Raw genomic sequence first — 25219 nt, 5'->3', positions numbered from 1 at the left:
TTCCTCGCCGATCGACCGCGATAAGGCTTCCGTTCGGAATTTGACAGTCGCACATATGGGTGCAGGACATCCGCGCACCTTCCTATATTTGAGAATTCTTTCCTGTTCATGGCAGACGCAGACATTGCAGATTTCGACAAGTCGAATTGGTAACTAGAAATCTCAAAGGACAAACAGGGGAGCGGGAAGCCTCAGACACGGGCTTGATTTTTGCTTCCATCAACGCTCCGACGCACGGCGATATTGCACATCCTGAAGGATGACGAGGATGCATTGGCGTGCATTGCTGCAGCACGAAGGCCGCCAATAAAACGATTTTTGGTCGCCGGCAATAATGCTTGCATTGGTTTGGTTGCCAGCCACTGGAATCTCGGGCATTTTGGCTGGCAGGAACGGTTCACGTTTTGAAGAGGGTTGAACTATGAAGCAGTTCCCGTGGGCAGCAAGGGTCCGCCGTGGGCTTGCCACACTGTTGTTTGCAGTGGTGGCCATGACGCTGTGGTCCCCGTCCGACAGCCACGCCGAGTACGGCGACGTGGTCATCAACAATTATGCTGACGCGGCCGGTATGCGTCCTGTGATCTTCCCGCACTGGTTCCACCGCATCCGCTTCCGTTGCAAGGTGTGCCATGCCGACTTGGGCTTTCAGTTCAAGGCCGGCGGTAACGAAATCACCATGCTGAAGATCATCGATGGCCAGTTCTGTGGCGCATGCCACAACGGCGAAATCGCCTGGTCGGTTGAAAACTGCGACCTTTGCCATTCGGCAAAACCCAACACTCCAACGCAAGTGCACGAAAGCACCATCCAGAAACTGGCCGTTCCCGTCGGGCAAGGAGGTAGCAAGAAATGACCCGCCGTATTCCAACCCTGCTCCTGCCGTTCCTCGCAGTCGCACTGCTCGGGTCGGCTTCCGCCATCGCCCAGGACACCAAGGGCAAGGCCGCCGCAACACCTGCGACCCCGCCAGCCGCCGCTGCAGTTCCCGCTGCAGCACCCGCCGCCGGGGACGTCAACCGCTTCAACCGCCTGCTGAAGCCGGCAAATCAACGCAACCTGCCGCCGACCCAGGATGGCATTCATGACCCCACCAGCGAGGGCACGGCCGCCCTGCTGCCCCCCTTGACCGCATTCGAGAGCATGCCCCGCAGCAACTCCGGCAACCGCGTCAACTGGGTGAAGGCACTGTCGGACAAAGCCATCAATCCGCGCTGGGACCGCATTGACGGCAATGCGGTACCGGTCGTCATGGATCTGAACATCGTGCGTGAAGTGAAGGGCTCAATGCCGGACGTGGTTTACCCACACAAGCAGCACACGGAGTGGCTCGACTGCTCGAACTGCCACCCGGCAATCTTCATCCCGCAGAAAGGTGCTAACCAGATCAGCATGGCCGCGATTCTGCTTGGCCAGAAGTGCGGCGTCTGCCATGGCAAGGTCGCCTTCCCTGTCTCTGAATGCCGCCTGTGTCACTCGAAGAAGAAGGACGGCCCAGTCGCACGATCAGGCCAGTAACTAGTTGATGTACAACGGTATGCCCAGGAGTCCGAAATGATGAAAACATCCATACCCGCAGGGCTCTTTGGGCATGCAGTAATAGTTTGCGCACTGATCAATCCTTTCACGGCAGCGGCCCAGACAGAGGCCCCGCCCACCGAAAGCGCATCCACCCGTATTCAGGCCCGCCAGCCGGATCGCGCCCAACTCGAGCGACGTTTCGAGTCCGTCGGGACGCTGATCGAAAAATCCACGGCCGCAAACCAGATTGAATCCAGCGGAGAAGCTGCCGCCATCGAAAAGCGCAATAGCGCCAAGGAACTCTACGGCAAGGCCAAGGCCGCGTTCGAGGCAGGCGACCTGGCCAATGCTTCCGCCCTTCTGTCATCGGCCAGCAAGACGATGTTCGATGCGGCCCGACTGGCGGCCCCTGAATCGGTGACATCCAAGAAAGTCGAGACCGACTACAAGAACAAGCTCGAAAGCGTTCGTGCCCTGTTATCGGCGCAGAAACGTATCGCCACGGAAAAAAGCAATGTCAAAGAGTCGCAAGAAAGCAGCAAGCAGATCGAGTCGCTGATCGCCGAGGCTGAGCGCAAAGCTGCTGCAGGTCAGTTCCCCAGCGCACGCACGACGCTTGAACAGGCATATCTCCTTGCGAAAGCGTCGGTCAGCTCGATGCGCTCAGGTGACACGCTGGTGCGGTCCCTGAATTTCGCGACGAAGGAAGAGGAATACCATTACGAGATCGACCGCAACGAGACCCACAAGATGCTCGTAAAGGTGTTGCTTGAAGACAAGCTTGGCGACGCACCGATGAGCCCACGCGTCACTGAATTCCTCACCAGCGCCGGCGCACTGCGTGGCGAAGCGGAAGCGGCCGCTTCGCGAAAGGATTTCGAAGCGGGCATCAAGCTTCTTGAACAATCGACGAGCGAACTCGTTAAAGCCATCCGAAGCGCAGGCATCTATATCCCCGGCTAACATACGAGCGAAGCCGGCGGGAAGCTCCTGCCCCCTCCCCGCGCTAATGCTCAGCTAGAAGGGGCGCTCCCTGATTTCCCGATTTCAGGAAGGCTCTATTTTGCAGTGCCAGTCGCGACGATTCCTGAAGCTGACGTCAGCATATCGACTCGGAGCAGACACCGGGTTGGCAAAGCACCACACCAAACGTCCATCGCAGCTCTTACCAGCGGAACATGGGCATGGTGATTGCTATTCGTGGATACCAACCCCAATGTCCAAAAGCGCACAACAAGATGCCAACACTCAGCAGCACCCTAAACATTTGTGACCCGCCCCCTGTGGCGAGGCCAGGATTCGCTTGTCCGCAGCACTGCTATGCGCTCGCGGGTCGTTTGACGCCCTGGTTCTCGTGGGCTGCCGCAGTGCTCTGCGGCTTCGGCCTGTATGTCGGCTTTTTCGTCGCTCCGACTGACGCACACCAGGGCGAGCACTACCGCATCGCGTTTCTCCATACACCGTCGATGTGGGTTTCGGTCCTGATCTATGTCTTGATGGCTGCGGCGTCAGGATATGGTGTCGTCCGGCGGCACCGACTCGCTTCGATGCTGGCGTCCGCACTGGCCCCCACCGGAGCGCTGTTCGCATTTCTGGCTCTATGGACTGGTTCGCTTTGGGGCAAGCCGATCTGGGGCGTCTGGTGGGTATGGGAAGCACGCCTCGCATCCGAACTGCTGGTCCTGTTTCTTTTCCTCGGCTTCATCGCCCTGCAGGAGGCGATCGACGACCCACGGCGTGCAGACCGTGCAAGCGGCGTACTGGCACTCGTCGGCGTATTCGGCCTGCCTCTGCTGTATTTTTCGGTTTATCGCTGGAGCGCCATGTACGGAACGGTATCGTTGAGTCTTACTCCGCCCGCGAACATGACACCGCCCGTGTTTACCGGCATGCTGGCAATGGGAATCGGTCTGCTGGCATACACCGCGGCGGCGGCGCTGGCCCGCCTGAGAATAGTGATACTCATGCGGGAACGCAGCAGCGAATGGGTTGCCACCTACGCCAAGGTGCGCCCATGACCTGGAGCAGTTGGGGCGCGTTCTGGGCCATGGGCGGCGACGGCTTGTACGTGTGGAGCGCCTACCTGGTGGCAATTGTCGTAATTGCAACCGAAATCGCCGTACTTGCGCTGAGCCGCCGCTCCATTCTCGAACATCTTGGCCGCTTTACACGTATCAATCGCAAGCCGCGGAACCCACCGGCCGATGAGACACACACATAGCCGCAGGCAAACCGGGCAAGAAATCATTCGCCACAGCGTACTTGGGAAAATCATTCGCGCGCTGGCTCTGGTGTTCTCGACACTGCTGCTCAGCCTGCCGCAAGCCACCCGTGCAGCCGGCAAGGACGCAATCGCGACACTCCCGGCGATCGCCATGGTAACGCTTCATGGCTCGTCACTGAGCATCGCAGAATGGGTGGGCAAACCAACGGTGGTGAATATCTGGGCAACATGGTGCCCGCCTTGCCGCACTGAAATGCCGTCCCTGCAACGGCTGAGCGAGATGCTTGAGCCGTCGGGTATTCGCGTAACGGCATTGTCGGTCGACAACGATCAGAACTTGGTGCGCGAGTTCGCCCTCAAATACGGCATCAAATTACCGATCGCGATCGCAACATCCCCAAGCCAGGCCATGACATCGCTCGGAGCAATGGCCTTGCCACTGACGCTGTATGTCGGCGCCGATGGGCGCATTCTCGGGCAGCACCTCGGACAACGCGACTGGGCGAGCGACACCGTGATGCAGGAGGTCAAGCAAATCCTGCTCGCCCCCGGGCGTTCAAAACACTAAAGCACAAGTGGAACGTTGCTCACCGCAGCCTACGGCAGTAAGCGTTGGCAGGCCCTAGCCGACCCGAATGGTCCCCATCATTCCGCCAGCCGCATGATCGAGGATGTGACAGTGGTACATCCAGTCCCCGGCGTTGTCGGCAACGAATGCAACATCAACGCTTTGTCGCGGCCCCATGATGACCGTATCGTGCCACGGCTGCGGGGTGACTTTCTTTCCGTTGACCGCAATCACGCGGAAAAAATGACCGTGAAGGTGCATCGGGTGCACGAAGTCGGTTTCGTTGATCATGCGCAACACCACATGCTCGCCGAGATTGAGATGCAGGAAAGGTTCATGCATCAGCGAATGTTCGTGTCGGGCCGTGTAGTTCATCGTCCACGCCAGTCCGTGCCGCTCCATCAGTTCATGGGTCTTGGCCGGTTTGCCGTCGACGAGCCCGATCACCGGAACCCCGCGCATCCCCCCCTGGAACATGATGTAGTGCTCGGTGGCTTTCGCGAGATCGGGTTCCGGCAACTGATTCGGGGCTAGCCTGATCGGAGCGGAGAGTGGCTTGTCGCGCAGCGGGCGCGCATCGCTGTAGATCAGCGTTGCCAATGGTCCGGCATTGCGGCGGTGGCTGTCAGTCAGCAGATAGCGGCCTCCCGGCACCTGCATGCAGTCAATGACAAGATCGGCGCGCATACCCGGCCCCAACTGCAGGTTCTCGACGACATGCGGTTCGACAGCCTGACCATCGAAGGCAATCACGTTTATCGCATGCCCAGCCAAGCCCAGCTGAAAAATGCGTGCGGCGGCGGCATTGATGAGTCGCAGACGAATGCGCTCGCCTCGTCGCACGTCGATCGCGAGCTCGGCTCCCGCAGCTTTGCCGTTGAGCAACACCTGATTACCGATGCGGCCATCATTAGCCACATCAAGAATGCGCCCGAAATCCTCGGTCTGGCGCCCGTCGTCACCAATGCGTACGTCTGACAGTACCCACACCAGCTCACGATCAACTTCGATTGGCTCATCCTCTTCTACGATCAACGCGCCATAAAGCCCTCGCGGGACCTGCTCGAAGCTCGACTGGTGAGGGTGGTACCAGAAAGTGCCGGAGTCGGGGAGAGCGAATTCGTATACAAATTCATCCCCCGGCCTGATCGGATTCTGTGTGACATGCGGCACCCCGTCCATCGCATTCGGCACCCGTACGCCATGCCAGTGAACCGCTGAATCGACATCAAGCGCATTCTGGACGACGAGACGAACGGATTCCCCCTTGCGGAATTTCAGCACCGGGCCGGGAACTCCACCGTTGAAGCCCCAGAAATTGGTACGTGGGCCCCCGGTGCGCACGGCCTGTTCAAACGGAGCTGCCCGCAGAGTCATGGCACGAGCAGGCGCCGCAAACACCATCCCCGGCATCATCGCCAAGCCGCCTGCTGACACTGCAGCCGACTTGATGAACTCACGGCGTGACATGTTCATACTTGCATCTCCAGCGTACAGGTTGCGGCTCAACGGACGCCCGATTGCTCGTATAAACGAGTCAGGCGGTCAGCTGCGATAAGGATGGAGTCGCCCGCCTCGGCAACCACCAGGCGATAGGACGTCGCCCCCTCCACTGCAAGTGCGGTCTGAAGCCATTCCCACTGCAGCGCGATCTCCTCGAGCTCGACACGCATCTCAGCGGTATTGTCGGGTAGCGCTGCCAACGCCACCAGCCCCTCGCTGAACTCCCGCGCAGCAGCGTCCATCTCATGGCGATTTTCCCGCGAGTCGACACCCCAGGACTGGAGCATGTAGGCCTTCACCAGCCGCTGGGATAGCATGCGCTGCCTTCCGGCGAGGTCGACACGTCGTCCGACATCACCCGATGCCGCGGAAAGCGCTTGGGTCAATTGCTCGGCGCTGTCGAGAACGCGCTGACTCCTCTGCGACACCGCAAGTGCTGAATCGCGCGTCACCGGGATCACCGCCGCGGCTCGAAGCGTCGACCATTCCTGCACAAGACGTTTATAGATCGGCGCAGCCTCGGCGACACTGGCAACGCCGGGCCGCAGAAGGTCCAGATTCGCTTCGAAGCGCGAGATGGACTCCTTGACCTGCATGCCTGCCACTCCAGGCACAATATTGAGTCCGAGTTGCGCGTAGGCTTTGGCGAGACGCTGCGACAACATGCGCTGCTCGCCTGCGATATTGACCGAAGCCGCGGGCGCAAGAACCGGCGCAGCCGCATGCACTGCAATCGCCAGGCACATCGCCCAGAGCAAGGCGCTTAGTTTTCTTAGCATTCGCCGATCCTTTCGTCAGAATACCGGCACGCCCATCGCCTGAAGTGCGCGAATGAGCTGGGCGGACGCCTGCTCCATGAGCTTTACCGCTTCCGGATACTGACCGGAGCTGGCCTGGGTATCGGCCTGGGAGCCAAGCCGGCGCCCGTTGTCGACGAATCCGTCGACAAGCCGGCGCTTGTCACCTTCAGCGCGGCCTTCGGCAATCATCATGTCGACCATGATCTCGTTGCTGGCGAAGCGCTTTTTTTCATACGCATATTCGTCCGCCGGCGTATCGAACTTGAGGGACAGCACGACCTCCTGACCGGCACGCAGTCGCGACATTTCTTCAACCGCCAGTTTGTAGGCATCCGCCAACTTCCTGTTCGCGTCGCCCAGACGCCCGCCGGTCGCCAGCTGCACGGACTCCGCCCGCAGAGCATCGATGCGGCCAAGCAGCGCTCGTGCGGCCGCGCCCTTTTCCGGATCCGTCGCGAGTTCCCCAAGGGACGTACGGTACATTTCGACCTGCTCACCGAGGTCCTGGAGGCTCTTTCGCTGGGCGCTTTCGGACAAGCCGCCCTCGCCCGCGGACATCCTGCGCGAGGCACTGGAAGCCGACTTCAGCGCCTCGTCCAGGAGCTTTGCCGCCTCATCGAAGCGCCCGTCGGCGAGCGCCTTTCGCGCATCGTCGATGGATGTGCGCCCCTTCTCGAGCAAAGTTGCTGACTCCGCCTCCCGACCATATGGCGCTCCCTTGGCCGCGGGCGAGTTAATGAGCATTTCAAGCAGCCTGATCTTCTGCTCGATCAATCGGCGCTTCTGATCCGCACCGTCGGCGGGAGTCTGGGCCGCTACGGCCCCCACCAGCAGTGCCGCGGCCAAGCCTATACACCAGCGCGATCTCATTGGCCTCCCCCGATCCTGTGCCAGGAAATCATAGCGAACTTCACCGCGTTGCGAACAATCGGGCATCCACCCGGCACCCGAATTCAGCTATGCCGACGCGTCAGTGCCCGGCGGACCGGTCGCCACCCAGGAAGGAGCGCGCCCCGGCATGACCGTGCTCGGCAGCCATCCGTATCCATTTCATCGCCTCTTCCTGATCCTGCACAACTCCTTTGCCGGCAAGGAACAAGAGCCCCAAGCCATATTCGGCTTCTGCATGACCACGCCGCGCAGCCTCGAAATACCAGCGCGCAGCCTCCTGATCCGGGTCCGGCACCGTCTTGGGCACCTGATCGCCGAAAACGTACATATTGCCGATGAAGAACATCGCGTCAAGGTTGCCTTGATCCGCACTGCGGCGCGCCCACTGCAGCGCACGCGCTTCATCCTCGGGCACGCCGCGTCCGTAGAAATACATGACGCTCAGCTTTTCCTGGGCAACCGCATCGCCCGCCTCGGCAAGCGGTGCGAACTGCTTTGCCGCAGATTCATACTGACCACCGTCATACTGACGAATCGCATCGTCGAGTGGCGCGGCGTTGGCTATTCCGGTCAGCAACATCATGCACAATGCAACTCGACGCAACATGAAAGACTCACTCCCTGAAAAAATCTGTGTTGTGCGATGGAACGACGCGGAGACGGAGCATCGCACCCATTCCTGCGGCGCTTGACGCAATATCCATACCGGACCAGTCCCCCGCGAACGTATCCGCAACGCAGCGCTCTATATTGCATCAAAGGGGCAGGATGCCAAGGTGCCTGCCATCTGCGAAAATACCTGTCACCGCGCACGCATGCGCGCAGTGTAGCCGACGGCGTTGGCGCACGAGGCGCATGCACATGAGAAACGAGATGAATGCCAACGCAACGACAGCCGATCACGAAATCTTGACCGGCAGCGGTTTCACCGAACCGGCACAAGACAATCGACAGCCGAAAACCCTGTCTCTCAGGGCCAAGGGTATTGTTGCATTCATCCTGATGACAGGCTACGCGCTGTTGATCGGCGTATCCACCGAAGGACAGAGACAGGGACTGTTACGCGTTGTCGAAGAACTCGAGCACGCACACCGCGTCGAGTCGCAACTGCTCGAGATCAACACGTCTATGGCTCGAACGCTGTTTGCCGTGAATATGAGTTTTTCCGACGACGACCTGGCATCGTCCGCGATCCGCTCGATGATCGAGATCGAGGCGAGCCTGTCCCTGATGGAGGCCATCAAAAACCGCCACCCCGCGGTCCTGATGCTCTCGGGAAAGCTGCACGCACTGGTGCGCGACTTGGCGCAATCGCCAAGCTTGGGGGCGTTGGGCGTAACGCGGGCTACGCTCAATGAACTCATCCTTGAACTCGATGGCATCACGCAGACAGCCCATGCAAAGCGTCTGAAACTGCTGGACGAGTATCGCGAAAATTACGATCGCATTACACTTAGCGGCTTGGCAATGCTGGTGATCGGACTGATTCTGCTGGGTGCCGCCACCGCAATCTTCTTCAGTCGGCTCACTTGGGACATCCGCAAACTCGAAGCACACGCGCACGATATTGTGAATGGCAATCGCGACACTCCCCTGACCGTCACCCGCAACGATGAACTTGGCACCCTAATGAGGGCGGTCAATCGCATGCAGCAGGACTTGCGAGAACGAGAGCGTCACATCGAGCGCTCCCGCCTTGAGCAGTTCCACCGTGAGAAAATGGTCGCCGTGGGCTCGCTGGCGGCCCAACTCGCGCACGAAATCAACAATCCGATCGCGGCCATTACGGGTGTCGCCAGCGCTATCAGCCAGGTGCAGCGGAGCCAGCACTGCCCGAACCATGGGGCCACCTGCCAGCCTGGCTTGATTCTCGAGCAAGCCAAACGCATCTCGCTGATTACGCGGCAGATTGCAGATTTCACACGCCCACAGGCACTCGAACCCGAACTGCTGAACCTGAACGAACTGGTCCGGAACACCTGCGCCTTCGTGAGCTACGATCGCCGTTTTCGCCGCATTACACTGAACAGTGAACTGGACGGAGAAATGCCCGCCGTCCGTGCGATCGGCGACCACCTTACCCAGGTACTGATGAACCTTTTGATCAACGCCGCCGACGCGCTGGAAGAAATGCCGGCGGAGCATCAGGGTACGATCACCACAAGAACCCATGCCAGTCAGCACGAGGCAGTGATCGAAATCATCGACAATGGCGGCGGTATCGACACCAAAACGCTTGACCGAGTGTTCGACGAGTATTTCACGACCAAGCCGGCCGGCAAGGGTACAGGCCTTGGCTTGGCACTCAGCCGGGAGCTGGTTCAGGACGCCGGAGGCTCATTGACCCTCGACTCCACACCGGGACAGGGCACCGTCGCACGCATCACCTTGCCTCTGCGCGCTGTCTTGAGTCCCGCCTGACGTACACAGCAGGGCTTCAAACATGAAGGGAATCCGATGCACATACTGGTGATTGATGACGAGCGCGCGGTGCGCGAAATTCTCGCCGACGCGTGTCGGCAGGCCGGTTATTCGGTGGACGAGGCCCGCAACTGCACCGAAGCCGCATCCAAGCTCGTGCGCGGCGACGTCGATCTGGCGCTATGCGACATCAAGATGCCTGACGGCAATGGCGTCGACCTGATGCGCTCGATCAAGGAATCCCCCATCGAGACCAACTTCATCATGGTCACCGCCTTTGCTTCGATGGAAACGGCTGTCGAGGCGCTGCGCGCGGGGGCATCCGATTACATCATCAAGCCATTCAATGTCGAGGAGGTGCTTCATCGCGTACAGCAGATCGCCGCGCTCCGCGGCCTCCGCGAGGAAAACCGCGTCCTCCGCAAATTTGCCAAGGGCGACGCCGCGAAGTTTCGGTTTACCTCCGCACCAATGCAAGCGGTGGAGCGGCTCGCCGGAAAAGTCGCGCCGACCGACAGCACGGTACTCATCACCGGCGAGTCGGGTACCGGCAAGGGCGTACTCGCCCGCGCGATCCATGACCAAAGTCGTCGCGGCGAACACCTGTTCCTGCCGGTCAACTGCAGCGCCATTCCCGAAACCCTGATGGAGTCGGAGTTTTTCGGCCACACCAAGGGCGCCTTCACTGGCGCAGACAAGGCCCGCAAGGGTCTCTTCCTGCAAGCCGACCTTGGCACCCTGTTTCTCGATGAAGTGGGCGAGCTGCCCATGCTGATGCAGACCAAGCTGCTGCACGCGATCGAGGAAAAGGAAATCCGTGCGGTCGGCAGCGAACAGGCGCGTCGCGTCGATTGCCGGATCATCGCGGCTACCAACCGCGATCTGAGTCAGATGGTCAAGGACGGCACGTTCCGTGAAGACCTCTTCTTCAGGCTCAGCATGTTTCACATCCACATCCCCCCATTGCGCGAACGCCAGGATGACATTCGCAGCCTTATCCGTTACATCCTCGACCGTGCGCGCGAACAGCACGGTGCGGAGACGTGCATGACCGTTACGGAAGATGTCGAGCGGCTCCTTCTGACCTGCCCATGGCCCGGAAACGTGCGGCAGATGGAAAACGTCATCAACCGTGCGTGCATCCTGGCGGAAGATAATTGCATCACCGTCGACGACCTGCCGCCGGAAATCATCCGCAACGCGCCGCGCCCGCTTGTTCATGGCACACCCATTGCTACCCAGCTTTGCCTGCGCGATCAATTGCGCGAGTTCGAGTCCAGCGTGATCTTCCGGATGCTCGATGAAACCGGCGGCGACCGGCGTCTTGCTGCGCAACGGCTGGGGATAGGGTTATCCAGCCTGTACCGCAAGATGGAAGAATTTGAAGCTTACGGAATTTCCAGGAACGCTACCGGCATACCTCAACCGATCCGAGACTCCAACTCCGACCAAGGAATCAAACATGAAACTTCCCGGAACTGAGAAGCGCGTTCCCGCTTTCAGCCAGATCGTGCTGGTCTGCGCTTTTATTGCGTTCTCGTCGGCCGCTTGGGCCGACCCCGCAACGGATTATCAGGAGGGCCTGAAGTCCTACCGCGCGGGTGACGTCTTCGGCGCGATGGCACCACTCAAGCAGGCAGCGGACGCCGGGCACGCTGAAGCCCAAGCGCTGTATGGCTCCATCCTCGACAGCGGGGAGTATGACATCGATGCAGCCGCCTACCTTCTCAAAGCGGCCGAACAGAACAATGCGGACGGCCAGTACGGACTGGCAAAGATGTATATCTCGGGGGAAGCCAAGGCTCCCTCCGAAGGCGAAGCCAACCGTCTGATGCGCGCAGCTGCCGCGCAAGGCCACTCGCGGGCAATCATCGTAATCGCATTGGCTTACGTGCACGGCGACACACGACTTGGTGCAACCGATAGCAATACTCCGGAAGCCGGCCAGTTTCTGATTCAGGCTGCCGAACTTGGCGAAGTGGAGGCCGTGGAAACCTTGGCAACCGCCTATCGCAAGGGTACCTACGGGCTCACGGCCGACTCGGCGAAAGCCGATCACTGGGCCGCACAGCTTGCACGCATGCGTGGCCAGGGCCCGAAGAAGGGAGCCAAGAAATAATGGCAGGCAAGGGCATGTTGATTGGGGCGCTTATTGCGCTGATGGGACATTCTGCCACCGGCCTGGCGGCCAATGTATCCGAAGGGCAACGCATTTATCGGCAATTTTGCGTTGGCTGCCATGGCGTCGGCGGGCTAGCAGCCATCCCCAATGCACCCAATTTTTCCCGCGGCGAACGACTGATGCAGCCAGACATGACGCTGATGATGTCGATCAAGGCCGGCAAGATGGCCATGCCGTCGTTCAACGGGATTTTGCAAGACCACCAGATTTTCGACGTAATCGCTTACTTGCGGACTCTCCAACAATGACCTTGCACCTCCCGAACGCACAACGCACCTTTGGCGTCATCAGTCTTGCCCTGAGTTGCTTGACCAGCGCCGCATTCGCACAAACACCGGCTCCGGATTACAAGATTCTGGAAACCTTCAATGTCGGCGACCCGGTTTATGTGCGGGCACTGACCATGGAGCCGAAAACCAACACGGCGTGGGTGGGAACGTCGGCGGGAGTGCATGAGATCGACCTCACCTCCCGAAAGCCGCGCAATACCTTCACGCGCAGTGACGGCCTCGCAAATGAATATGTCTTTGCCGTCGGAATCGACTCTCAAGGCTACAAATGGTTCGGGACGAACGCCGGTGGCGTCTCGCGGTACAAGGACGGCAACTGGAAAACCTATTTCCCGATGCACGGCCTCGCCGATTACTGGATCTACTCGTTTGCCAACGACAAGGAGGGCAACCTCTGGATCGGCACGTGGGCTGGCGTGAATCACTTCAATGTGAAGACCGGCAAATTCAAGACTTACGTGAAGGAACTGGTGAACGAGTGGGTCTACGGTCTGGACGTCGATGCCAAAGGGCGAACATGGTTCGCAACCGAAGGGGGCGTCTCGATGTTCGACGGCAAAACATGGAAGTCATGGACCCACAAGGACGGGCTGGGCGCCCCCAACGCGGATCAGCTTCCGGCCAGCAGCAATACCGGCCTTGGCACCCGCTCCCGCCACGACCTATCGACCATGGAACGCGGTGACGCGACATACAACCCTAACTATTCCTTTGCAATGCACATCGCACCGGACGGCGACGCCTGGGTCGGCACTTGGGGGGGTGGTGTAGCCCGCTTTAACGGGACGACCTGGCGCAATTACAACACCAAAGACGGCCTCGTCGGGAATATCGTCTATTCGATCGCACGCGACGACAAGGGTGCTTTCTGGTTCGGAACCGACAAGGGCGTTTCGCGTTTTGACGGCAAGACCTGGCGTTCATTCACGACACAGGATGGTCTTCTCGACTCCCATGTTTATACGCTTACCGCTGCACCAAACGGTGATATCTGGGTGGGAACACGACGTGGTGTCGCTATCATCGGCAAGAAATAAGGATCTACGGCCGCGCATTGCAGCGCATCGAGGGTTCCCGACCCCGGATCGCAGCGAAGTGCCCGGCGCAATTCAATTTATTCAATGGAGTTTTGCCGCATGAATTACAAAGTTGCAGCCGTAGCCGTGATTGCCGGCGCAGTCGCCATTGCTGGAGCCTACACGCTGGGCCAGCAGCAGGGGACGAAGACCACGGCACCTCAAATTGCTACAGCCCCCCAAGGCGGGGCGGCGCAGGTACCGGCAGCGGACGGCCAGATCCGCGGAGGAAAGGTCGGCGCCGATCCTAACGAAAAATTCACGCATTTCCGGGTCGGCAACAAGAACGTCAAGAAGATCTACGCTGAAAACGGGGTGGTGTGGGTAGCAACGTCCGGCGGCGTCATCCGCTATGACACTCGCAGCGACGAGTATAAGCTGTTCGACAACCAGACCGGACTCCTCTCAAATGGCATGTTCTATGTTGGACGTGTTCAGGGCAAGATCACCGTGGGCACCTACGGCGGGGGTCTGTCAATCCTCGACGAAAGCAACAACACGTGGGAGACCTACAATATCCCCGAGGGACTCGGTGACGCTTTCGTCTATGACGTCATCGAAACGCGCACGGGCGACCTGTGGATCGCAACCTGGTCTGGTGTAAACCGCGTACGCGGCGGGAAGTTGAAGGATCCGTCGGCGTGGGAACTGCACACGGTCGAGAGCACCAAGGGCGGGCTCCCGAATGACTGGGTTTACGGCCTTGCCGAAGGCAAGAATGGCGAAATCTGGCTCGCCACCGAGGGCGGCATGGCCCGGTACGCTGAGGGCACCTGGGAGAACTGGAACCACTCGCGCGGCATCGGCGCCCCGTACGAAAAGGTCAAGAAGGACATCGAGTACAAGAGTGACCCCGCCAAGGAATCGCTGCACCACGCGCAACAGAAAAAGGAGATGGGCCTGGAGGGAGTTGACCAGGCCTTCAATCCGAACTACATCATTTCCCTGGTTGTCGACGAGGACGGAACCGTCTGGGCCGGAACCTGGGGAGGCGGCCTTGCGCATTTCGATGGCAAGCAGTGGAACAACACCACCACCGTTGAAGGCCTGCCTGGCAACCACGTGTTCATGCTGCACCGTGACCAACAGAACCGCCTGTGGATCGGCACGAACAACGGTCTGGCGCTGAAGGAAGGCAATGGTTATCGCATCATGAAGGCCGAGGACGGGCTGTTCAACAACACGGTGTTCTCGATGGCGACAACGCCGGAGGGTGGGCTGTGGGTCGGCAGCTACGGTGGCGTCGCGCATATTCGCCCGCCAAAGTAAAACCGCCTGCTGACGCAAAACGTAATCAAGCCACTCTCGTTCTGCCGAGGGTGGCTTTTTCTTTGCCCCTGCCGCCGCGTGCCACAGAAATCTCGCCACGCTCTCGCGTGCAGCTCACGCTCGACTTTGCCGTCCACCGACCACGCAATGCCACGTCACGTCACCAACGCACGGCGACTGCGACAGCGCAATCCGCCGAGGGGCGTATACGAAGCTCACATGCCGGGGGCAGCTTCAACTGCGCCTACCGGTTCAACTTCACGAGAACTGTCCAGACTGGGTGACCGCGGGCATGAACATTCGGCACGCTGCGCATTCAAAACAGGCCGAATCGAGATCAAATTGTTCTGCGGGAATCTACGGGCGCTCATCGGCCGACAAGCGTCGAAGGCGAGCGGGGAAGCCGTGCGGAGGCCGCTGTCGCTGGCCTCGGCTTCCCCTCTGCGCGAATGCCGCGTTACTTGCGTACGCGGTCGATGACGACCTTGACGCCAGCAGCGTCGGGCGCAACGAGAACCGGGGCACTTTCGAGATCACCCGCACTCGCAGTGGCACTCCCCTTCTTCGACAGGCGCGCACCAACGGCCAACTGTGCCGGCAAAGGCCCTTGTGACATACGCTGCGCCGACCGGAAATCGAGCGCCGCCGGCAGATCACCCGCACGGAAGCGCAGCGCTGCGACCGGCATTCCGCCCTGCGCGGGTCTTGCGAAAACGAACACGATGTCATCAGAGTCAGCCTGAGTCGCCAGTTCCGGCGACAGGCTGACCTCACCTCGCAGCGTGAGGGCATCGGCGGATGCACCGCCCTGTTGAGCGCCCGCATTCGGCATCGCCGCCGGCTGCGCGGCGCCGGGCGCGTCCAGCAGGGGCATCCCGCCCTTGGTACGCGCCTCGTTGATGCTCGCAAGAATGGCGCCGTAAACCTCTTCGCCCGGCTTCATGTTCGACAGGATGCGTTCCCACAAGGTAGAAGCCGCCGCGTAGTCCTGCCGCTGAAATGCCGCTGTGCCCGCGAGCGCGAGCGCCTTCACGTGATGCGGGTCAAGCGCGAGCGCGCGTGCGATGAGGCGATCCGGGTCACCTTCAAATTTTCGTCCTGCCGCTCCGGCCAGCAGATCGGCCCAGTCCGCCAGGATGTCGGGGTTATCGGGAATGCTCGCTCCAATCTTCGCCCACGTCGACACGGCGCCCTTGAAATCCTGCATCACCGCATAGGACCGTCCCAACATCATCCAGCCCTGGGCATCCCCCGGCTCGCGTTCAAGCCGCTCGGCCAACTGGGCAACCATCGCCACCATCTGTTCGGGCGTGATCTGATGACCTGCCTCCGGCGGCGGCTTTGCATTCGAAGGGTCAAGCCCTTCGGGTGTCCCGAGAACCAGATATACGGCCACCGCCAGCACCGGAACAGCGAGGACGATGCCGACTGCCCAGCTGCGTGCAGGACTGGCATCGGTTCCCGCTTCGGCAATGCCGCCTTCGATCAGGGCGCGCTGCTCAAGCTCCTCGCGGGAGCGGCGATAGTCTGCTTCCGCGATGCCGCCTGCCGCGCGCTCGGCTTCTAGATCGGCAAGCTGTTCGCGCAGGACGATCAGGACCGTTTTGGCTTGCTGCTGCCTATCCGCATGTTCGCGGGCTCGTGCACCGGCACGCAGCATCGGCGGAATGACAAGCAGCAGGGCACCGGCCACCAGCATGGTGGCCAGAATCAGAAAAACTATCACGAGCGGGGCTCCTGGGAGGTATTGGCAGTGCCGTCCAGCAGCGCGGCAGCACGAGCACGTTCGTCATTCGTGAGGGGCGGCGCAGCCTCTGTGACGCGCCGGCGAAGCCTCCAGGCCAGCCAGCCGGCACCGCCGATCAGCAACAGTACCGGACCGAGCCAGAGCACTAGGGTTGTGCCCTTGAACGGCGGGAGGTAGAGAACGAAATCACCGTAGCGGGCAACAAGATATTCGACAACGGCATCTTCGTCCTTGCCTGCGACGAACTGTTCGCGAACCTGGTTGCGCAGATCCACCGCAAGCGGCGCGTTCGATTCCGCAATGGATTGGTTTTGGCACACCAGGCAGCGCAACATGTGAGACAGCTGCATGACGCGCTCTTCAAGCGCGGGGTCCGCCGCAAGCGGTTCGGCTTCGGCAGCAAACGCCGCAGGCGGCACCAGCAGTGCCACAACAAGCGCCAATCGGCGCATCAGATCAACCCGCACGCTTGAGCTCCGCAATTTTGGGGAGCAGCACGTCACGTACCGCTTCCGGTGTTACCGGGCCGATGTGCTTGTAGCGGATCACTCCCGCCTGATCGATCAGGAAGGTTTCCGGCACACCATAGACACCGAAGTCGATGCCGACGCGACCATCCGCGTCGACCAGCGAGGTGTCGTACGGATCTCCGTGCTCACGCAACCACGCCTTCGCATCGTCGGCCCCATCCTTGTAGTTCAGGCCAATCAACGGAACCACCTTCTGGCGCGAGAATCCGTTGAGCACCGGATGCTCCTGGCGACATGCAACACACCACGACGCCCACACGTTAAGCAACCACACCTGGCCACGCATGTCGGCATTCGCGATCGCCACATCCGGTGCGGACAACTGCGCGAGCCGGAATTGCGGTGCAGGCTTGTCGATCAGCACCGAGGGCAACTCGCGCGGGTTGAGTTTCAGACCGTAGCCGAGAAAGCCGGCGAGCAGCAGAAAAATGAACAGGGGAACAAGGAACTTCGCTTTCATTGGATCTCTCAAGCAACCTGACGTGCAGCGGCACCGACCGGAACCTCGCGTTCGGCGAGACGACGGTAGCGACGGTCTGCGGCAGCGAACACCCCACCCAGCGCCATCAGGGTACATCCCAGCCATATCCAGCTGATAAACGGACGGTAGAACAGCCCGACCACCCATGCTCCGTCCTCGAGCTGGTCGCCGAGATTGACGTAGACATCGCGGAACGGGCCGATATCGATAGAGGCTTCCGTCATCGGCATCTGCTGAGCCTGATAGAAGCGCTTCTCGGGATTCAGGGTGGCGATCTTGCTGTCGCCACGCGTGACATCCAGTGTCGCGCGCGCCGCCGCGTAGTTCGCCCCCGGAGAGTCTTTCACGCCACGGAAAGTGAAGGTGTAGCCCGCAAGCTGTGCGGTGTCACCGGGCATCATCTTGACCTGGATCTGCGTATTGAGGCTGCCGACCATGGTGACGCCGATGATGAACACGCCAATGCCGAGGTGCGCCAGCCACATGCCCCACCACGACGAAGGAATGCTGCGCAGGCGCGCACCCGGGGCGGCGCCGCGGCGGTCTGCAATACGCTGGACGAGGATCTGGATGCTGCCGATCAACACCCACGCAGCCAGGGACAGGCCTAGCACGGTCCGCCAGCTGACGTGCCCGATCGCAAACGCCAGGCCGAGACCCAGAGCCGCACTCGCCACCAGACCCGGGGCGACCTTGCGCAGAATGCGATCGCCGTCATCGCCCTTCCAGCGCACGAACGGGCCGATCATCATCAGCACGATCACCGGGGTCATCAGCGGCACGAATACCGTCTCGAAATACGGAGGGCCGACGGAAATCTTGCCGAGATTGAGTGCATCGATGAACAGCGGGTACAGCGTGCCGAGCAATACCGAACCGCTTGCCACCGCAAGGAGCACGTTGTTGCCGAGTAGCGCAGACTCGCGCGACACCAGACCAAAGCTGCCGCCGCCCGACAGGGTCGGTGCCCGCCACGCGAACAGCACCAGCGATACTCCGATCACGAGCACCAGCAGCGCAAGGATGAAAAGACCACGGGCGGGATCTGTGGCAAAGGCATGCACCGACGTCAACACACCGGAGCGCACCAGGAAGGTACCCATCAGCGACAGGGAAAATGCACCGATTGCAAGCAGTACCGTCCAGCTACGGAAGGCGCCGCGCTTTTCGGTGACGGCGAGCGAGTGCATGAGCGCCGTACCGAGCAGCCAGGGCATGAACGAGGCGTTTTCGACCGGATCCCAGAACCACCAGCCGCCCCAGCCGAGTTCATAGTAGGCCCAGCCGGATCCGACTGCGATGCCGGAGGTCAGGAACACCCACGCAACGGTCGTCCACGGACGCGACCAGCGCGCCCAGGCCGCATCCATGCGCCCGGACAGCAGCGCTGCGATGGCAAATGCGAACGCCACCGAGAACCCGACATAGCCCATGTACAACAGCGGCGGATGAATGATCATCCCCGGATCCTGCAGCAGCGGGTTCAGGTCACGACCTTGCGCGGCTCCGGGCAACAGGCGGTCGAAGGGGTTCGACGTAATCAGCGTGAACGACAGGAATCCGGTGCTGACGCAACCGAGCACGCCGAGCACGCGTGCCATGAAAACGTCGGGCAGATTGCGGCTGAACACCGTCACGGCGACCGTCCACAAGGACAAGGACATCGCCCACAGCAGCAGCGAGCCCTCGTGGTTGCCCCACACGCCGGTGATCTTGTATATCAGCGGCGTCTCGGAATGCGAGTTCGTGGCCGCAAGTTGCAACGAGAAGTCGCTCGTGACAAAGGCCCAGGTGAGGCAGCCGAAGGAAAATACGATGAACAGGAATTGCCCCTGCGCAGCAGGGCGCCCCACCGCCATCAGTGCCAGGCGGTTGCGGCTCGCGCCGACGAGCGGCACGACGGCCTGCACGAAGGCCAGAACGAGGGCGAGAATCAGGGAAAAATGACCGAGTTCGGGAATCATTGCTTCACCGTCTTTGCCGTTTTCTGTGCCTCGTCTACCGCGTGTTGCGCTTCCGGCGGCATGTAGTTTTCATCGTGTTTGGCGAGTACCTCGGACGCCTTGAACTGGCCATCCGGCCCCATCGTGCCCTGAACTACCGCCCCCTTGCCCTCGCTGAATAGGTCAGGCAGCGAGCCCTTGTAGGTCACGGGAATGACTTTCGCGGTATCGGTGATCGCGAATTGCACTGTCAAGCCATCGGCGGCGCGCTTGATCGACCCTTGTTCGACCAGCCCCCCGATGCGAAATGCCCGACCGGTCGGGGCCTTGCCTTCCGCGACCTCGGTGGGCGTGTGGAAAAACACCAGATTTTGCTGGAAGGCGGTCAGCACCAACGCAACGGCACCGACCAGCAATGCCACAGCGCCGCCGAGCAGCACCAGACGTTTGCTACGGGGTTTCATTCAACGATCTCCTCAAAAGCACGCCGCCCGTTGACTCCGGCCGCAGTGGCACGGCGCAAGCGCAACAGGCGTCGTACGGTATCCCTACGACGGCGCATCACGAGGATGAGTTCCCCGACCACGAGCAGTGCGGTGACGCCATAGCTGCCCCACACGAAGGCGGCGAAACCACCCATATCCCAGAAGGCGCTCCACGACTCCCACTGCATCAGACCTTGCCCTCCAGCGCATTCAGTTCGGCAGCCACCCACTCGGTGTGGCGCTCACGCTCAAGGATGAGCGATCGCACACGCCACAGCGTGATTGCGATGGTGTAGGCCCACGCGGCAATTGCCATCACCAGCATCCCGACCAGCATGGTGGTCGCCATCGAGGGGGCCTTATTGAGGCTCACCGAGGCGCCCTGGTGCAGGGTGTTCCACCACTTCACCGAGAAATAGATGATGGGCACGTTGATCGCCCCCACCAGCGCGATGATGGCGCCGGCCTTGTCGGCGCGCCGCGGATCCTCGATGGCACGCGTCAGCGCCATGAATCCCAAATACAGGAACAGCAGCAACAATTGGGAAGTAAGGCGGGCATCCCATACCCAGTATGCGCCCCAGGTGGGTTTGCCCCACAGTGCTCCGGTCCACAGCGCAACGAAACAGAACATCGCCCCGGTCGGCGCCAGCGCCTGCGCCATGATGAAGGACAGGCGGGTGTTCATGACCAGACCGACGGCGGACCAGAAGGCCATCAGTAGATAGACGAACATCGACATCCATGCCGCGGCGACGTGGATGTATATGACGCGGTAGACCTCGCCCTGCTGGGCATCGGTGGGTGCAACGAAAAAGCCGAGCCAGATGCCGATACCGACGAAGATCACTGCTGCCGCCGCGAACCACGGCGCCAGGCGCCCTGCGAGCGGGTAGAACATCTGTGGGGCAGCGAAGCGGAGCAGACTCTTGCTACGTTCTGGTTTATCCATGTCTTTTATCATTCAACCGCGATTCTGAGCGCTGCTGCGCAAGCCAGTGGCGCAAGCGCCAGCGCTCCGAGCAGACCACCACCAAGTAGCAAAAGATGTGCCTGAGCACCGGAACCCGAGAGATGGGCGTCGACCGCACCGGCACCGAATATCAACACCGGCACGAACAGGGGCAGGACGAGCAGCGCCAGCAACATGCCGCCGCCACGCAATCCGAGGGTCAGCGCTGCACCGACGGCGCCCAACAGGGCGAGGATCGGCGTGCCGAGCGCCAACGATAAGACAAGCACCCCCAGCGCACTTTGCTCCACGTCAAACAGCAATGCGAGCGCAGGAGCGGCGACCACCAGCGGCAGACCGGTGGCGATCCAGTGCGCGGAAATCTTGGCGACGACCCACAGGACGGTGGGCTCCGGCGACAGCAGCAATTGCTCCAGCGTCCCGTCGACGTGATCCTGCGCAAACAGGCGGTGCAGCGACAGAAGCGTCGAGAGCAAGGCAGCCACCCACAGCACCCCCGGCGCAATGGCGCGCAGCTGGTTGGGTTCGGCACCAACCCCAAAGGGGAACAGGCACACGACGACAACGAAGAAAGCCAGCGTCACGAGGACATCGGCGCGACCGCGCCAGGCAAGCAGCAGATCGCGATCAAGGACCGCGGCGAATGGACCCAGTGCGCGACTCACCACGCCACCTCGGCAAGATTGAGCACCGCCGGAGGCTTGGCGAAGGGGGCATCCTGGTGGGTCGTGAGCACCACCATGCCGCCGGCAGCGCAATGGTCGGACAAAGTGGCAGCCAGATCGGCCACTGCGGCCACGTCGAGAGCGGTAAAAGGTTCATCGAGCACCCACAGCTTGCGTCGGGTGCCGAGGAACAGGCGTGCCAGACCGACCCGCCGGCGCTGCCCTTGGGACAGCACCCGCGCAGGCAGGTCGAGCTGCTCGGCGAGACCGATACGCACGAGGGCGTCGATGCAGATGTCCTCATCAACCTTGTCGCCGCCCGCGGCGCAGGAAAAGCGCAGGTTTTCGAGCGGCGTCAGCAGGTCGTTGAGGGCCGCCGCATGCCCCAGGTACAGCAGCGCACGGTGGAAGGTTTCACGGTCGCGATTAATGGGGACGTCATTCCAGCGGATTTCGCCGCTTTCCGGGAGAGCAAGGCCACACAGGATGCGCAGCAGGCTGGTCTTGCCGTATCCATTCGGACCGGCCACCCGCAGCATGGCGCCTGGCGCGACCTGCAGGTTGAGGCCACGAAACAGCGGGCGGTCACCCTTCACACAGGCGAGATCGTTAGCATAAAGCATGGGCGTGGATTTAACCACAGACCGCGCTGCTTCGGGAGCCCTGCTTGCGGGGAAAACCGCGATTTCGCCAAACAAGGGCGAGACCGCGGGAACCCGGGTCGAGGTTTGCGAGACCTCAGTTCTGTTTGGGCGGAGTCACGGGGTGGAATACCTCGGGCGCCACGGCATCGTGCGGAGCACCGATGTCCTGCGCGATCGGTGGCAGCGAGTGGGCAATACCCTTGTGGCAATCGATGCAGGTCTTGCCTTCCGACAGTCCGGCCTGGTGCGCCTTGTTCGAGCGACGCCCCTGCACGGAGTAGTCGAAGTATTCGTAGTTATGACAATTGCGACACTCCTGCGAATTGTTCTTCTTCATCCTGCGCCATTCGTTCTGCGCCAATTGAATTCTCTTGTCATCGAACTTCTCGGGCGTGCTGATGGATCCGAGCAGATGATGGAAGACTTCATTGGAGGCCTGGATCTTGCGGATCATCTTCGGCACCCACTCCTTCGGCACATGGCAGTCGGGGCAGGTGGCACGCACGCCGGTGCGGTTCTGGTAGTGGATGGTATTGCGGTACTCCTCGAAGACGTTTTCCTTCATCTCGTGGCAACCGATGCAGAAGGCTTCGCGGTTGGTAAATTCCAGGACGGTATTGAATCCGCCCCAGAACACGATGCCGGCGACGAAAGCCACGCCCACCACACCGAAGGCGATGCGGCGCAGGCGCTGCCACAGGCTGCGTTTTCCGTTGTTGTTGTCGTCAGTCATGTTGGTTCCCTGTCCGTTTGGCCCGAAAATCAGCGCAAGCCCTCGGCACGTTTGAAGGTGTTTTCCACCAGCGGCTTGGCATCGGTCTGCGGGATGTGGCACTGCATGCAGAAATAGCGGCGCGGGGAAATGTTCGACAATTCGCCGCCATCGCGGTCCTTGAAGTGGGTGAGGCTGACCTTGGTGGCGTTGAACTCCTGGTAGCGGCTCCAGGAGTGGCAATCCATGCACTTGTTGAAGTTCCGGGTTATTTCGTAGCCTTCGACCTTGTGCGGGATGAGCGGCGGCTGCTGTACGTAGTCGCGCGCCATGGGCGGGCCGTCGGGGCGGATGCGGGCGCCGGGCGCCGGCGGCTCGGGCGCATCCACCGCGGCACCGCGCAAGCTCTGCAGCCCTTCGGCAAACGCGGTCTGACCGCCGAAAATACCGAAACTCAGGGCGGCAACTAGCGCTATCGCCAGGTTACGGGTCTGTTTTTTCATGACTCGCTCCTATCAAATCGGGTCGTAATTCGGAAAACGTCTTTGCCGCATACGTCGACGCAGCGGCCACAAGTGGTGCAATTGCGGTCAAGGATGACCGGGTGAGTCTGGCCGGCCGCCTTGAGCGCGGGACGGATGACCTGAGGCTCGGGGCAGACGGCGAAGCAATCCATGCAGTCGTTGCAGGCGTCGCGTTTGTCGGCGCTGACGCGGATCAGCGCGGTCGCGCCGAGCAGGCTGTAGAAGGCCCCCATGGGGCAGACATGGCCGCACCAGCCACGCGAGGCAATCAGCAGGTCGTACAGGAAGAGGCCGCCGACGATGCCCCACGCGAGGCCGAAGCCGAAGATGAGCCCGCGGTGCAGCATCGATACCGGATTGACCCATTCCCACGCAAGACTGCCGGTAGCGAAGGCCGCCAGCAGCGTGAAGCCGAGCAGCCAGTAGCGGGTGTCCGACGAGGGGATCTTGCCGCCCTTGAGGCCGAGCCGGCGGCGCAGCCAGGCCGCCGCGTCGGTGACGAGGTTGACCGGACACACCCACGAGCAATACACGCGACCGCCGATGAGCAGGTAGAAGGCCAGTGCGATGCCGGCACCCAGCAGCGCCTCGCGATATGGCAGGGTTCCCGCCGCGAGCGACTGCACGAGCAGGTAGGGATCGGTGAGCGGGAGGACGCCGAGGGTGAGACTGGAGGAAAGGTTGCCCTTGACGATCCACAGCCCGAACCACGGCCCTGCGAGGAACAGCGCGAGAATGCCGAACTGCGACAGGCGGCGCAGGAGCAGCCACTTGTGCGCGATGAGCCAGCCCTTGACCGCGACAGCTTCACCCCCGGGGCGGGCGCGAGCAGCCCTGATCGCGTTGGCCGGTGCGCTCATGGCTTCCACCCCGAGTCGATTCCGGACGGCGATTGCACCGGTTCCCGGGTGGCCGGACCTTCGCCCGGTCCCACGCGGGTGTCGCCATAGGCCTTGCCTTCGAGCCCGCGCACCGGCATTTCGATCTGGTCGCCGATCAGCGATCCGCCGGCCGCATCCTTTTCTTCCCAGCCCTTGCGGTAGTGTTCGGCACGGGAGCCCTGGGCCAGCTTCACCGGCAAGACCTTGATCGCCGCCTCGCCCGGTAGCACGCAGGACTTCTCGCACTTGCCGCAGCCGGTGCAGTAGTCGGAATGCACGGTCGGCAACAGCATCGCGTGGCGATCGGAGCGCGGGTTATGCATGCGCTCGAGGGTGATGGCCTTGTCGATGACCGGACAGACGCGATAGCAGACGTCGCAGCGCAGCCCGAGGAAATTGAGGCAGGTTTCGTGGTCGATCAGCACCGCCAGCCCCATGCGTGCCTTGCCGATGTCGGTAAGGCCGCGGTCGAGCGCGGCGGTCGGGCAGGCGACGACGCAGGGGATGTCTTCGCACATCTCGCAGGCGACGTCGCGCGCGGTGAAGTACGGCGTACCGGTCGCGACACCGTCGCCGAGCTCGGCGAGTTTCAGGGTGTCGTAGGGACAGTCGCGCACACACAGGCCGCAACGCACGCAGGCCGCAAGGAAGTCGCTTTCGGCGAGCGCGCCGGGAGGGCGCAGGGCGGTTGCCGGCCGCGCGCTCGCCTGCTTCGCATACAGGCCGACGCCGAGCGACAGCAGGCAGGCGCCACCCGCCACCCCCGCCACTTCCTTGAGGAAGCGGCGGCGGGGCGGGTTGCCCACGGGTCCGGCCGGTTTGTCCTGAATGTCGCTCATGATCCCTTCACCCGAAACCGGGCGGCGCCGCAGCGCCACCCTGCCTCATGCCT

Annotated in this window: 29 protein-coding genes; 12 read left to right on the top strand and 17 right to left on the bottom strand. The window is 61.5% G+C overall.

The window, feature by feature from the left end:
- Positions 1-421 precede the first annotated feature (421 nt).
- From GPA25_RS13295 to GPA25_RS13270, 6 genes are all read left to right on the top strand, one after another.
- Positions 422-853, top strand: coding sequence for a c(7)-type cytochrome triheme domain-containing protein (locus GPA25_RS13295; protein ID WP_169260879.1), 432 nt, complete (start codon positions 422-424; stop codon positions 851-853).
- Positions 850-1515, top strand: a complete 666-nt coding sequence (locus GPA25_RS13290; protein ID WP_169260878.1) for a c(7)-type cytochrome triheme domain-containing protein — start codon at positions 850-852, stop codon at positions 1513-1515. Before GPA25_RS13295 ends, GPA25_RS13290 begins: the two co-directional genes overlap by 4 nt.
- Before the next feature lie 36 nt (positions 1516-1551).
- A complete protein-coding gene (locus tag GPA25_RS13285) occupies positions 1552-2481 on the top strand; it encodes a hypothetical protein (RefSeq protein ID WP_246265665.1) in 930 nt (309 codons plus the stop codon).
- 275 nt (positions 2482-2756) lie between these two features.
- A complete protein-coding gene (gene ccsA / locus GPA25_RS13280; protein ID WP_169260894.1) occupies positions 2757-3536 on the top strand; it encodes a cytochrome c biogenesis protein CcsA in 780 nt (259 codons plus the stop codon).
- Positions 3533-3739, top strand: a complete 207-nt coding sequence (gene ccmD / locus GPA25_RS13275) for a heme exporter protein CcmD (RefSeq protein WP_169260877.1) — start codon at positions 3533-3535, stop codon at positions 3737-3739. The genes ccsA and ccmD (GPA25_RS13275) overlap by 4 nt, the downstream gene beginning before the upstream one ends.
- A 70-nt stretch (positions 3740-3809) precedes the next feature.
- Positions 3810-4310 carry a TlpA family protein disulfide reductase gene (locus GPA25_RS13270; protein ID WP_343034926.1) on the top strand — a complete coding sequence of 167 codons (501 nt, stop codon included), beginning with the start codon at positions 3810-3812 and terminating at the stop codon, positions 4308-4310.
- Between the two features lie 54 nt (positions 4311-4364).
- Here the strand turns inward: GPA25_RS13270 and GPA25_RS13265 are convergent, their stop codons facing one another.
- The 4 genes from GPA25_RS13265 to GPA25_RS13250 all read right to left on the bottom strand — a co-directional run bounded on the left by GPA25_RS13265 (position 4365) and on the right by GPA25_RS13250 (position 8201).
- Entirely contained in the window at positions 4365-5786 is a 1422-nt protein-coding gene (locus GPA25_RS13265) for a multicopper oxidase family protein (protein WP_169260875.1), read from the bottom strand.
- A gap of 29 nt (positions 5787-5815) precedes the next feature.
- On the bottom strand, positions 5816-6592 hold the full coding sequence (locus GPA25_RS13260) for a type IV pili methyl-accepting chemotaxis transducer N-terminal domain-containing protein (RefSeq protein WP_169260874.1): 777 nt from the start codon (positions 6590-6592) through the stop codon (positions 5816-5818).
- Positions 6593-6607: 15 nt separating this feature from the next.
- The gene (locus GPA25_RS13255; protein ID WP_246265664.1) at positions 6608-7459 is read right to left on the bottom strand and encodes a hypothetical protein; all 852 of its coding nucleotides are present in this window, start codon (positions 7457-7459) and stop codon (positions 6608-6610) included.
- A gap of 124 nt (positions 7460-7583) precedes the next feature.
- Positions 7584-8201 (bottom strand): tetratricopeptide repeat protein, encoded by a 618-nt coding sequence (locus GPA25_RS13250; protein ID WP_246265663.1) that lies wholly within the window; start codon positions 8199-8201, stop codon positions 7584-7586.
- A 176-nt stretch (positions 8202-8377) separates the two neighbouring features.
- Here GPA25_RS13250 and GPA25_RS13245 point away from each other — a divergent pair, with 176 nt between their 5' ends.
- From GPA25_RS13245 to GPA25_RS13220, 6 genes are all read left to right on the top strand, one after another.
- Positions 8378-9925, top strand: coding sequence for a sensor histidine kinase (locus tag GPA25_RS13245; protein WP_169260873.1), 1548 nt, complete (start codon positions 8378-8380; stop codon positions 9923-9925).
- Between the two features lie 36 nt (positions 9926-9961).
- Entirely contained in the window at positions 9962-11407 is a 1446-nt protein-coding gene (locus tag GPA25_RS13240; protein ID WP_169260872.1) for a sigma-54-dependent transcriptional regulator, read from the top strand.
- Complete coding sequence (locus GPA25_RS13235; protein WP_169260871.1) at positions 11388-12044, top strand: tetratricopeptide repeat protein; 657 nt, start codon at positions 11388-11390, stop codon at positions 12042-12044. Before GPA25_RS13240 ends, GPA25_RS13235 begins: the two co-directional genes overlap by 20 nt.
- On the top strand, positions 12044-12355 hold the full coding sequence (locus tag GPA25_RS13230; RefSeq protein ID WP_246265661.1) for a c-type cytochrome: 312 nt from the start codon (positions 12044-12046) through the stop codon (positions 12353-12355). The genes GPA25_RS13235 and GPA25_RS13230 overlap by 1 nt, the downstream gene beginning before the upstream one ends.
- Positions 12352-13434 carry a ligand-binding sensor domain-containing protein gene (locus tag GPA25_RS13225; RefSeq protein ID WP_169260870.1) on the top strand — a complete coding sequence of 361 codons (1083 nt, stop codon included), beginning with the start codon at positions 12352-12354 and terminating at the stop codon, positions 13432-13434. The genes GPA25_RS13230 and GPA25_RS13225 overlap by 4 nt, the downstream gene beginning before the upstream one ends.
- A 99-nt stretch (positions 13435-13533) precedes the next feature.
- Positions 13534-14742: a ligand-binding sensor domain-containing protein gene (locus GPA25_RS13220; RefSeq protein ID WP_169260869.1), complete on the top strand. Its 1209-nt coding sequence runs from the start codon at positions 13534-13536 to the stop codon at positions 14740-14742.
- Between the two features lie 457 nt (positions 14743-15199).
- Here GPA25_RS13220 and ccmI read toward each other — a convergent pair whose 3' ends face one another.
- From ccmI to napG, 13 genes are all read right to left on the bottom strand, one after another.
- Positions 15200-16468 carry a c-type cytochrome biogenesis protein CcmI gene (ccmI, locus tag GPA25_RS13215; protein ID WP_169260868.1) on the bottom strand — a complete coding sequence of 423 codons (1269 nt, stop codon included), beginning with the start codon at positions 16466-16468 and terminating at the stop codon, positions 15200-15202.
- Positions 16465-16941 (bottom strand): cytochrome c-type biogenesis protein, encoded by a 477-nt coding sequence (locus GPA25_RS13210; RefSeq protein ID WP_169260890.1) that lies wholly within the window; start codon positions 16939-16941, stop codon positions 16465-16467. The genes ccmI and GPA25_RS13210 overlap by 4 nt, the downstream gene beginning before the upstream one ends.
- A 4-nt stretch (positions 16942-16945) precedes the next feature.
- A complete protein-coding gene (locus GPA25_RS13205) occupies positions 16946-17479 on the bottom strand; it encodes a DsbE family thiol:disulfide interchange protein (protein ID WP_169260867.1) in 534 nt (177 codons plus the stop codon).
- 8 nt (positions 17480-17487) lie between these two features.
- A complete protein-coding gene (locus GPA25_RS13200; protein ID WP_169260866.1) occupies positions 17488-19464 on the bottom strand; it encodes a heme lyase CcmF/NrfE family subunit in 1977 nt (658 codons plus the stop codon).
- On the bottom strand, positions 19461-19907 hold the full coding sequence (gene ccmE, locus GPA25_RS13195; RefSeq protein ID WP_169260865.1) for a cytochrome c maturation protein CcmE: 447 nt from the start codon (positions 19905-19907) through the stop codon (positions 19461-19463). The genes GPA25_RS13200 and ccmE overlap by 4 nt, the downstream gene beginning before the upstream one ends.
- Positions 19904-20116, bottom strand: coding sequence for a heme exporter protein CcmD (ccmD, locus tag GPA25_RS13190; protein WP_169260864.1), 213 nt, complete (start codon positions 20114-20116; stop codon positions 19904-19906). The genes ccmE and ccmD (GPA25_RS13190) overlap by 4 nt, the downstream gene beginning before the upstream one ends.
- Entirely contained in the window at positions 20116-20880 is a 765-nt protein-coding gene (gene ccmC / locus GPA25_RS13185) for a heme ABC transporter permease CcmC (RefSeq protein WP_169260863.1), read from the bottom strand. The genes ccmD (GPA25_RS13190) and ccmC overlap by 1 nt, the downstream gene beginning before the upstream one ends.
- 8 nt (positions 20881-20888) lie before the next feature.
- On the bottom strand, positions 20889-21566 hold the full coding sequence (gene ccmB / locus GPA25_RS13180; RefSeq protein WP_169260862.1) for a heme exporter protein CcmB: 678 nt from the start codon (positions 21564-21566) through the stop codon (positions 20889-20891).
- A complete protein-coding gene (gene ccmA / locus GPA25_RS13175; RefSeq protein WP_169260861.1) occupies positions 21563-22189 on the bottom strand; it encodes a cytochrome c biogenesis heme-transporting ATPase CcmA in 627 nt (208 codons plus the stop codon). Before ccmA ends, ccmB begins: the two co-directional genes overlap by 4 nt.
- Positions 22190-22304: 115 nt before the next feature.
- Entirely contained in the window at positions 22305-22943 is a 639-nt protein-coding gene (locus GPA25_RS13170; protein ID WP_169260860.1) for a NapC/NirT family cytochrome c, read from the bottom strand.
- Positions 22944-22972: 29 nt separating this feature from the next.
- Complete coding sequence (locus tag GPA25_RS13165; protein ID WP_169260859.1) at positions 22973-23425, bottom strand: nitrate reductase cytochrome c-type subunit; 453 nt, start codon at positions 23423-23425, stop codon at positions 22973-22975.
- Complete coding sequence (gene napH, locus GPA25_RS13160; RefSeq protein ID WP_169260858.1) at positions 23422-24306, bottom strand: quinol dehydrogenase ferredoxin subunit NapH; 885 nt, start codon at positions 24304-24306, stop codon at positions 23422-23424. Before napH ends, GPA25_RS13165 begins: the two co-directional genes overlap by 4 nt.
- Positions 24303-25166: a ferredoxin-type protein NapG gene (gene napG / locus GPA25_RS13155; protein WP_169260857.1), complete on the bottom strand. Its 864-nt coding sequence runs from the start codon at positions 25164-25166 to the stop codon at positions 24303-24305. Before napG ends, napH begins: the two co-directional genes overlap by 4 nt.
- Between the last annotated feature and the right edge of the window lie 53 nt (positions 25167-25219).

The sequence above is a fragment of the Aromatoleum diolicum genome, from assembly GCF_012910955.1.
In the GTDB taxonomy this organism is placed as follows: Bacteria; Pseudomonadota; Gammaproteobacteria; order Burkholderiales; family Rhodocyclaceae; genus Aromatoleum; species Aromatoleum diolicum.
This window is presented reverse-complemented; position numbering and strand designations above follow the sequence as displayed.

Bases quoted from the DNA above. Each gene is read 5' to 3' on its own strand.
- GPA25_RS13295 (WP_169260879.1), top strand. From the start codon at position 422: ATGAAGCAGTTCCCGTGGGCAGCAAGGGTCCGCCGTGGGCTTGCCACA.
- GPA25_RS13290 (WP_169260878.1), top strand. From the start codon at position 850: ATGACCCGCCGTATTCCAACCCTGCTCCTGCCGTTCCTCGCAGTCGCA.
- GPA25_RS13285 (WP_246265665.1), top strand. From the start codon at position 1,552: ATGATGAAAACATCCATACCCGCAGGGCTCTTTGGGCATGCAGTAATA.
- ccsA (WP_169260894.1), top strand. From the start codon at position 2,757: ATGCCAACACTCAGCAGCACCCTAAACATTTGTGACCCGCCCCCTGTG.
- ccmD (WP_169260877.1), top strand. From the start codon at position 3,533: ATGACCTGGAGCAGTTGGGGCGCGTTCTGGGCCATGGGCGGCGACGGC.
- GPA25_RS13265 (WP_169260875.1), bottom strand. From the start codon at position 5,786: ATGAACATGTCACGCCGTGAGTTCATCAAGTCGGCTGCAGTGTCAGCA.
- GPA25_RS13260 (WP_169260874.1), bottom strand. From the start codon at position 6,592: ATGCTAAGAAAACTAAGCGCCTTGCTCTGGGCGATGTGCCTGGCGATT.
- GPA25_RS13245 (WP_169260873.1), top strand. From the start codon at position 8,378: ATGAATGCCAACGCAACGACAGCCGATCACGAAATCTTGACCGGCAGC.
- GPA25_RS13240 (WP_169260872.1), top strand. From the start codon at position 9,962: ATGCACATACTGGTGATTGATGACGAGCGCGCGGTGCGCGAAATTCTC.
- GPA25_RS13235 (WP_169260871.1), top strand. From the start codon at position 11,388: ATGAAACTTCCCGGAACTGAGAAGCGCGTTCCCGCTTTCAGCCAGATC.
- GPA25_RS13230 (WP_246265661.1), top strand. From the start codon at position 12,044: ATGGCAGGCAAGGGCATGTTGATTGGGGCGCTTATTGCGCTGATGGGA.
- GPA25_RS13225 (WP_169260870.1), top strand. From the start codon at position 12,352: ATGACCTTGCACCTCCCGAACGCACAACGCACCTTTGGCGTCATCAGT.
- GPA25_RS13220 (WP_169260869.1), top strand. From the start codon at position 13,534: ATGAATTACAAAGTTGCAGCCGTAGCCGTGATTGCCGGCGCAGTCGCC.
- GPA25_RS13210 (WP_169260890.1), bottom strand. From the start codon at position 16,941: ATGCGCCGATTGGCGCTTGTTGTGGCACTGCTGGTGCCGCCTGCGGCG.
- GPA25_RS13205 (WP_169260867.1), bottom strand. From the start codon at position 17,479: ATGAAAGCGAAGTTCCTTGTTCCCCTGTTCATTTTTCTGCTGCTCGCC.
- GPA25_RS13200 (WP_169260866.1), bottom strand. From the start codon at position 19,464: ATGATTCCCGAACTCGGTCATTTTTCCCTGATTCTCGCCCTCGTTCTG.
- ccmE (WP_169260865.1), bottom strand. From the start codon at position 19,907: ATGAAACCCCGTAGCAAACGTCTGGTGCTGCTCGGCGGCGCTGTGGCA.
- ccmD (WP_169260864.1), bottom strand. From the start codon at position 20,116: ATGCAGTGGGAGTCGTGGAGCGCCTTCTGGGATATGGGTGGTTTCGCC.
- ccmC (WP_169260863.1), bottom strand. From the start codon at position 20,880: ATGGATAAACCAGAACGTAGCAAGAGTCTGCTCCGCTTCGCTGCCCCA.
- ccmA (WP_169260861.1), bottom strand. From the start codon at position 22,189: ATGCTTTATGCTAACGATCTCGCCTGTGTGAAGGGTGACCGCCCGCTG.
- GPA25_RS13170 (WP_169260860.1), bottom strand. From the start codon at position 22,943: ATGACTGACGACAACAACAACGGAAAACGCAGCCTGTGGCAGCGCCTG.
- GPA25_RS13165 (WP_169260859.1), bottom strand. From the start codon at position 23,425: ATGAAAAAACAGACCCGTAACCTGGCGATAGCGCTAGTTGCCGCCCTG.
- napH (WP_169260858.1), bottom strand. From the start codon at position 24,306: ATGAGCGCACCGGCCAACGCGATCAGGGCTGCTCGCGCCCGCCCCGGG.
- napG (WP_169260857.1), bottom strand. From the start codon at position 25,166: ATGAGCGACATTCAGGACAAACCGGCCGGACCCGTGGGCAACCCGCCC.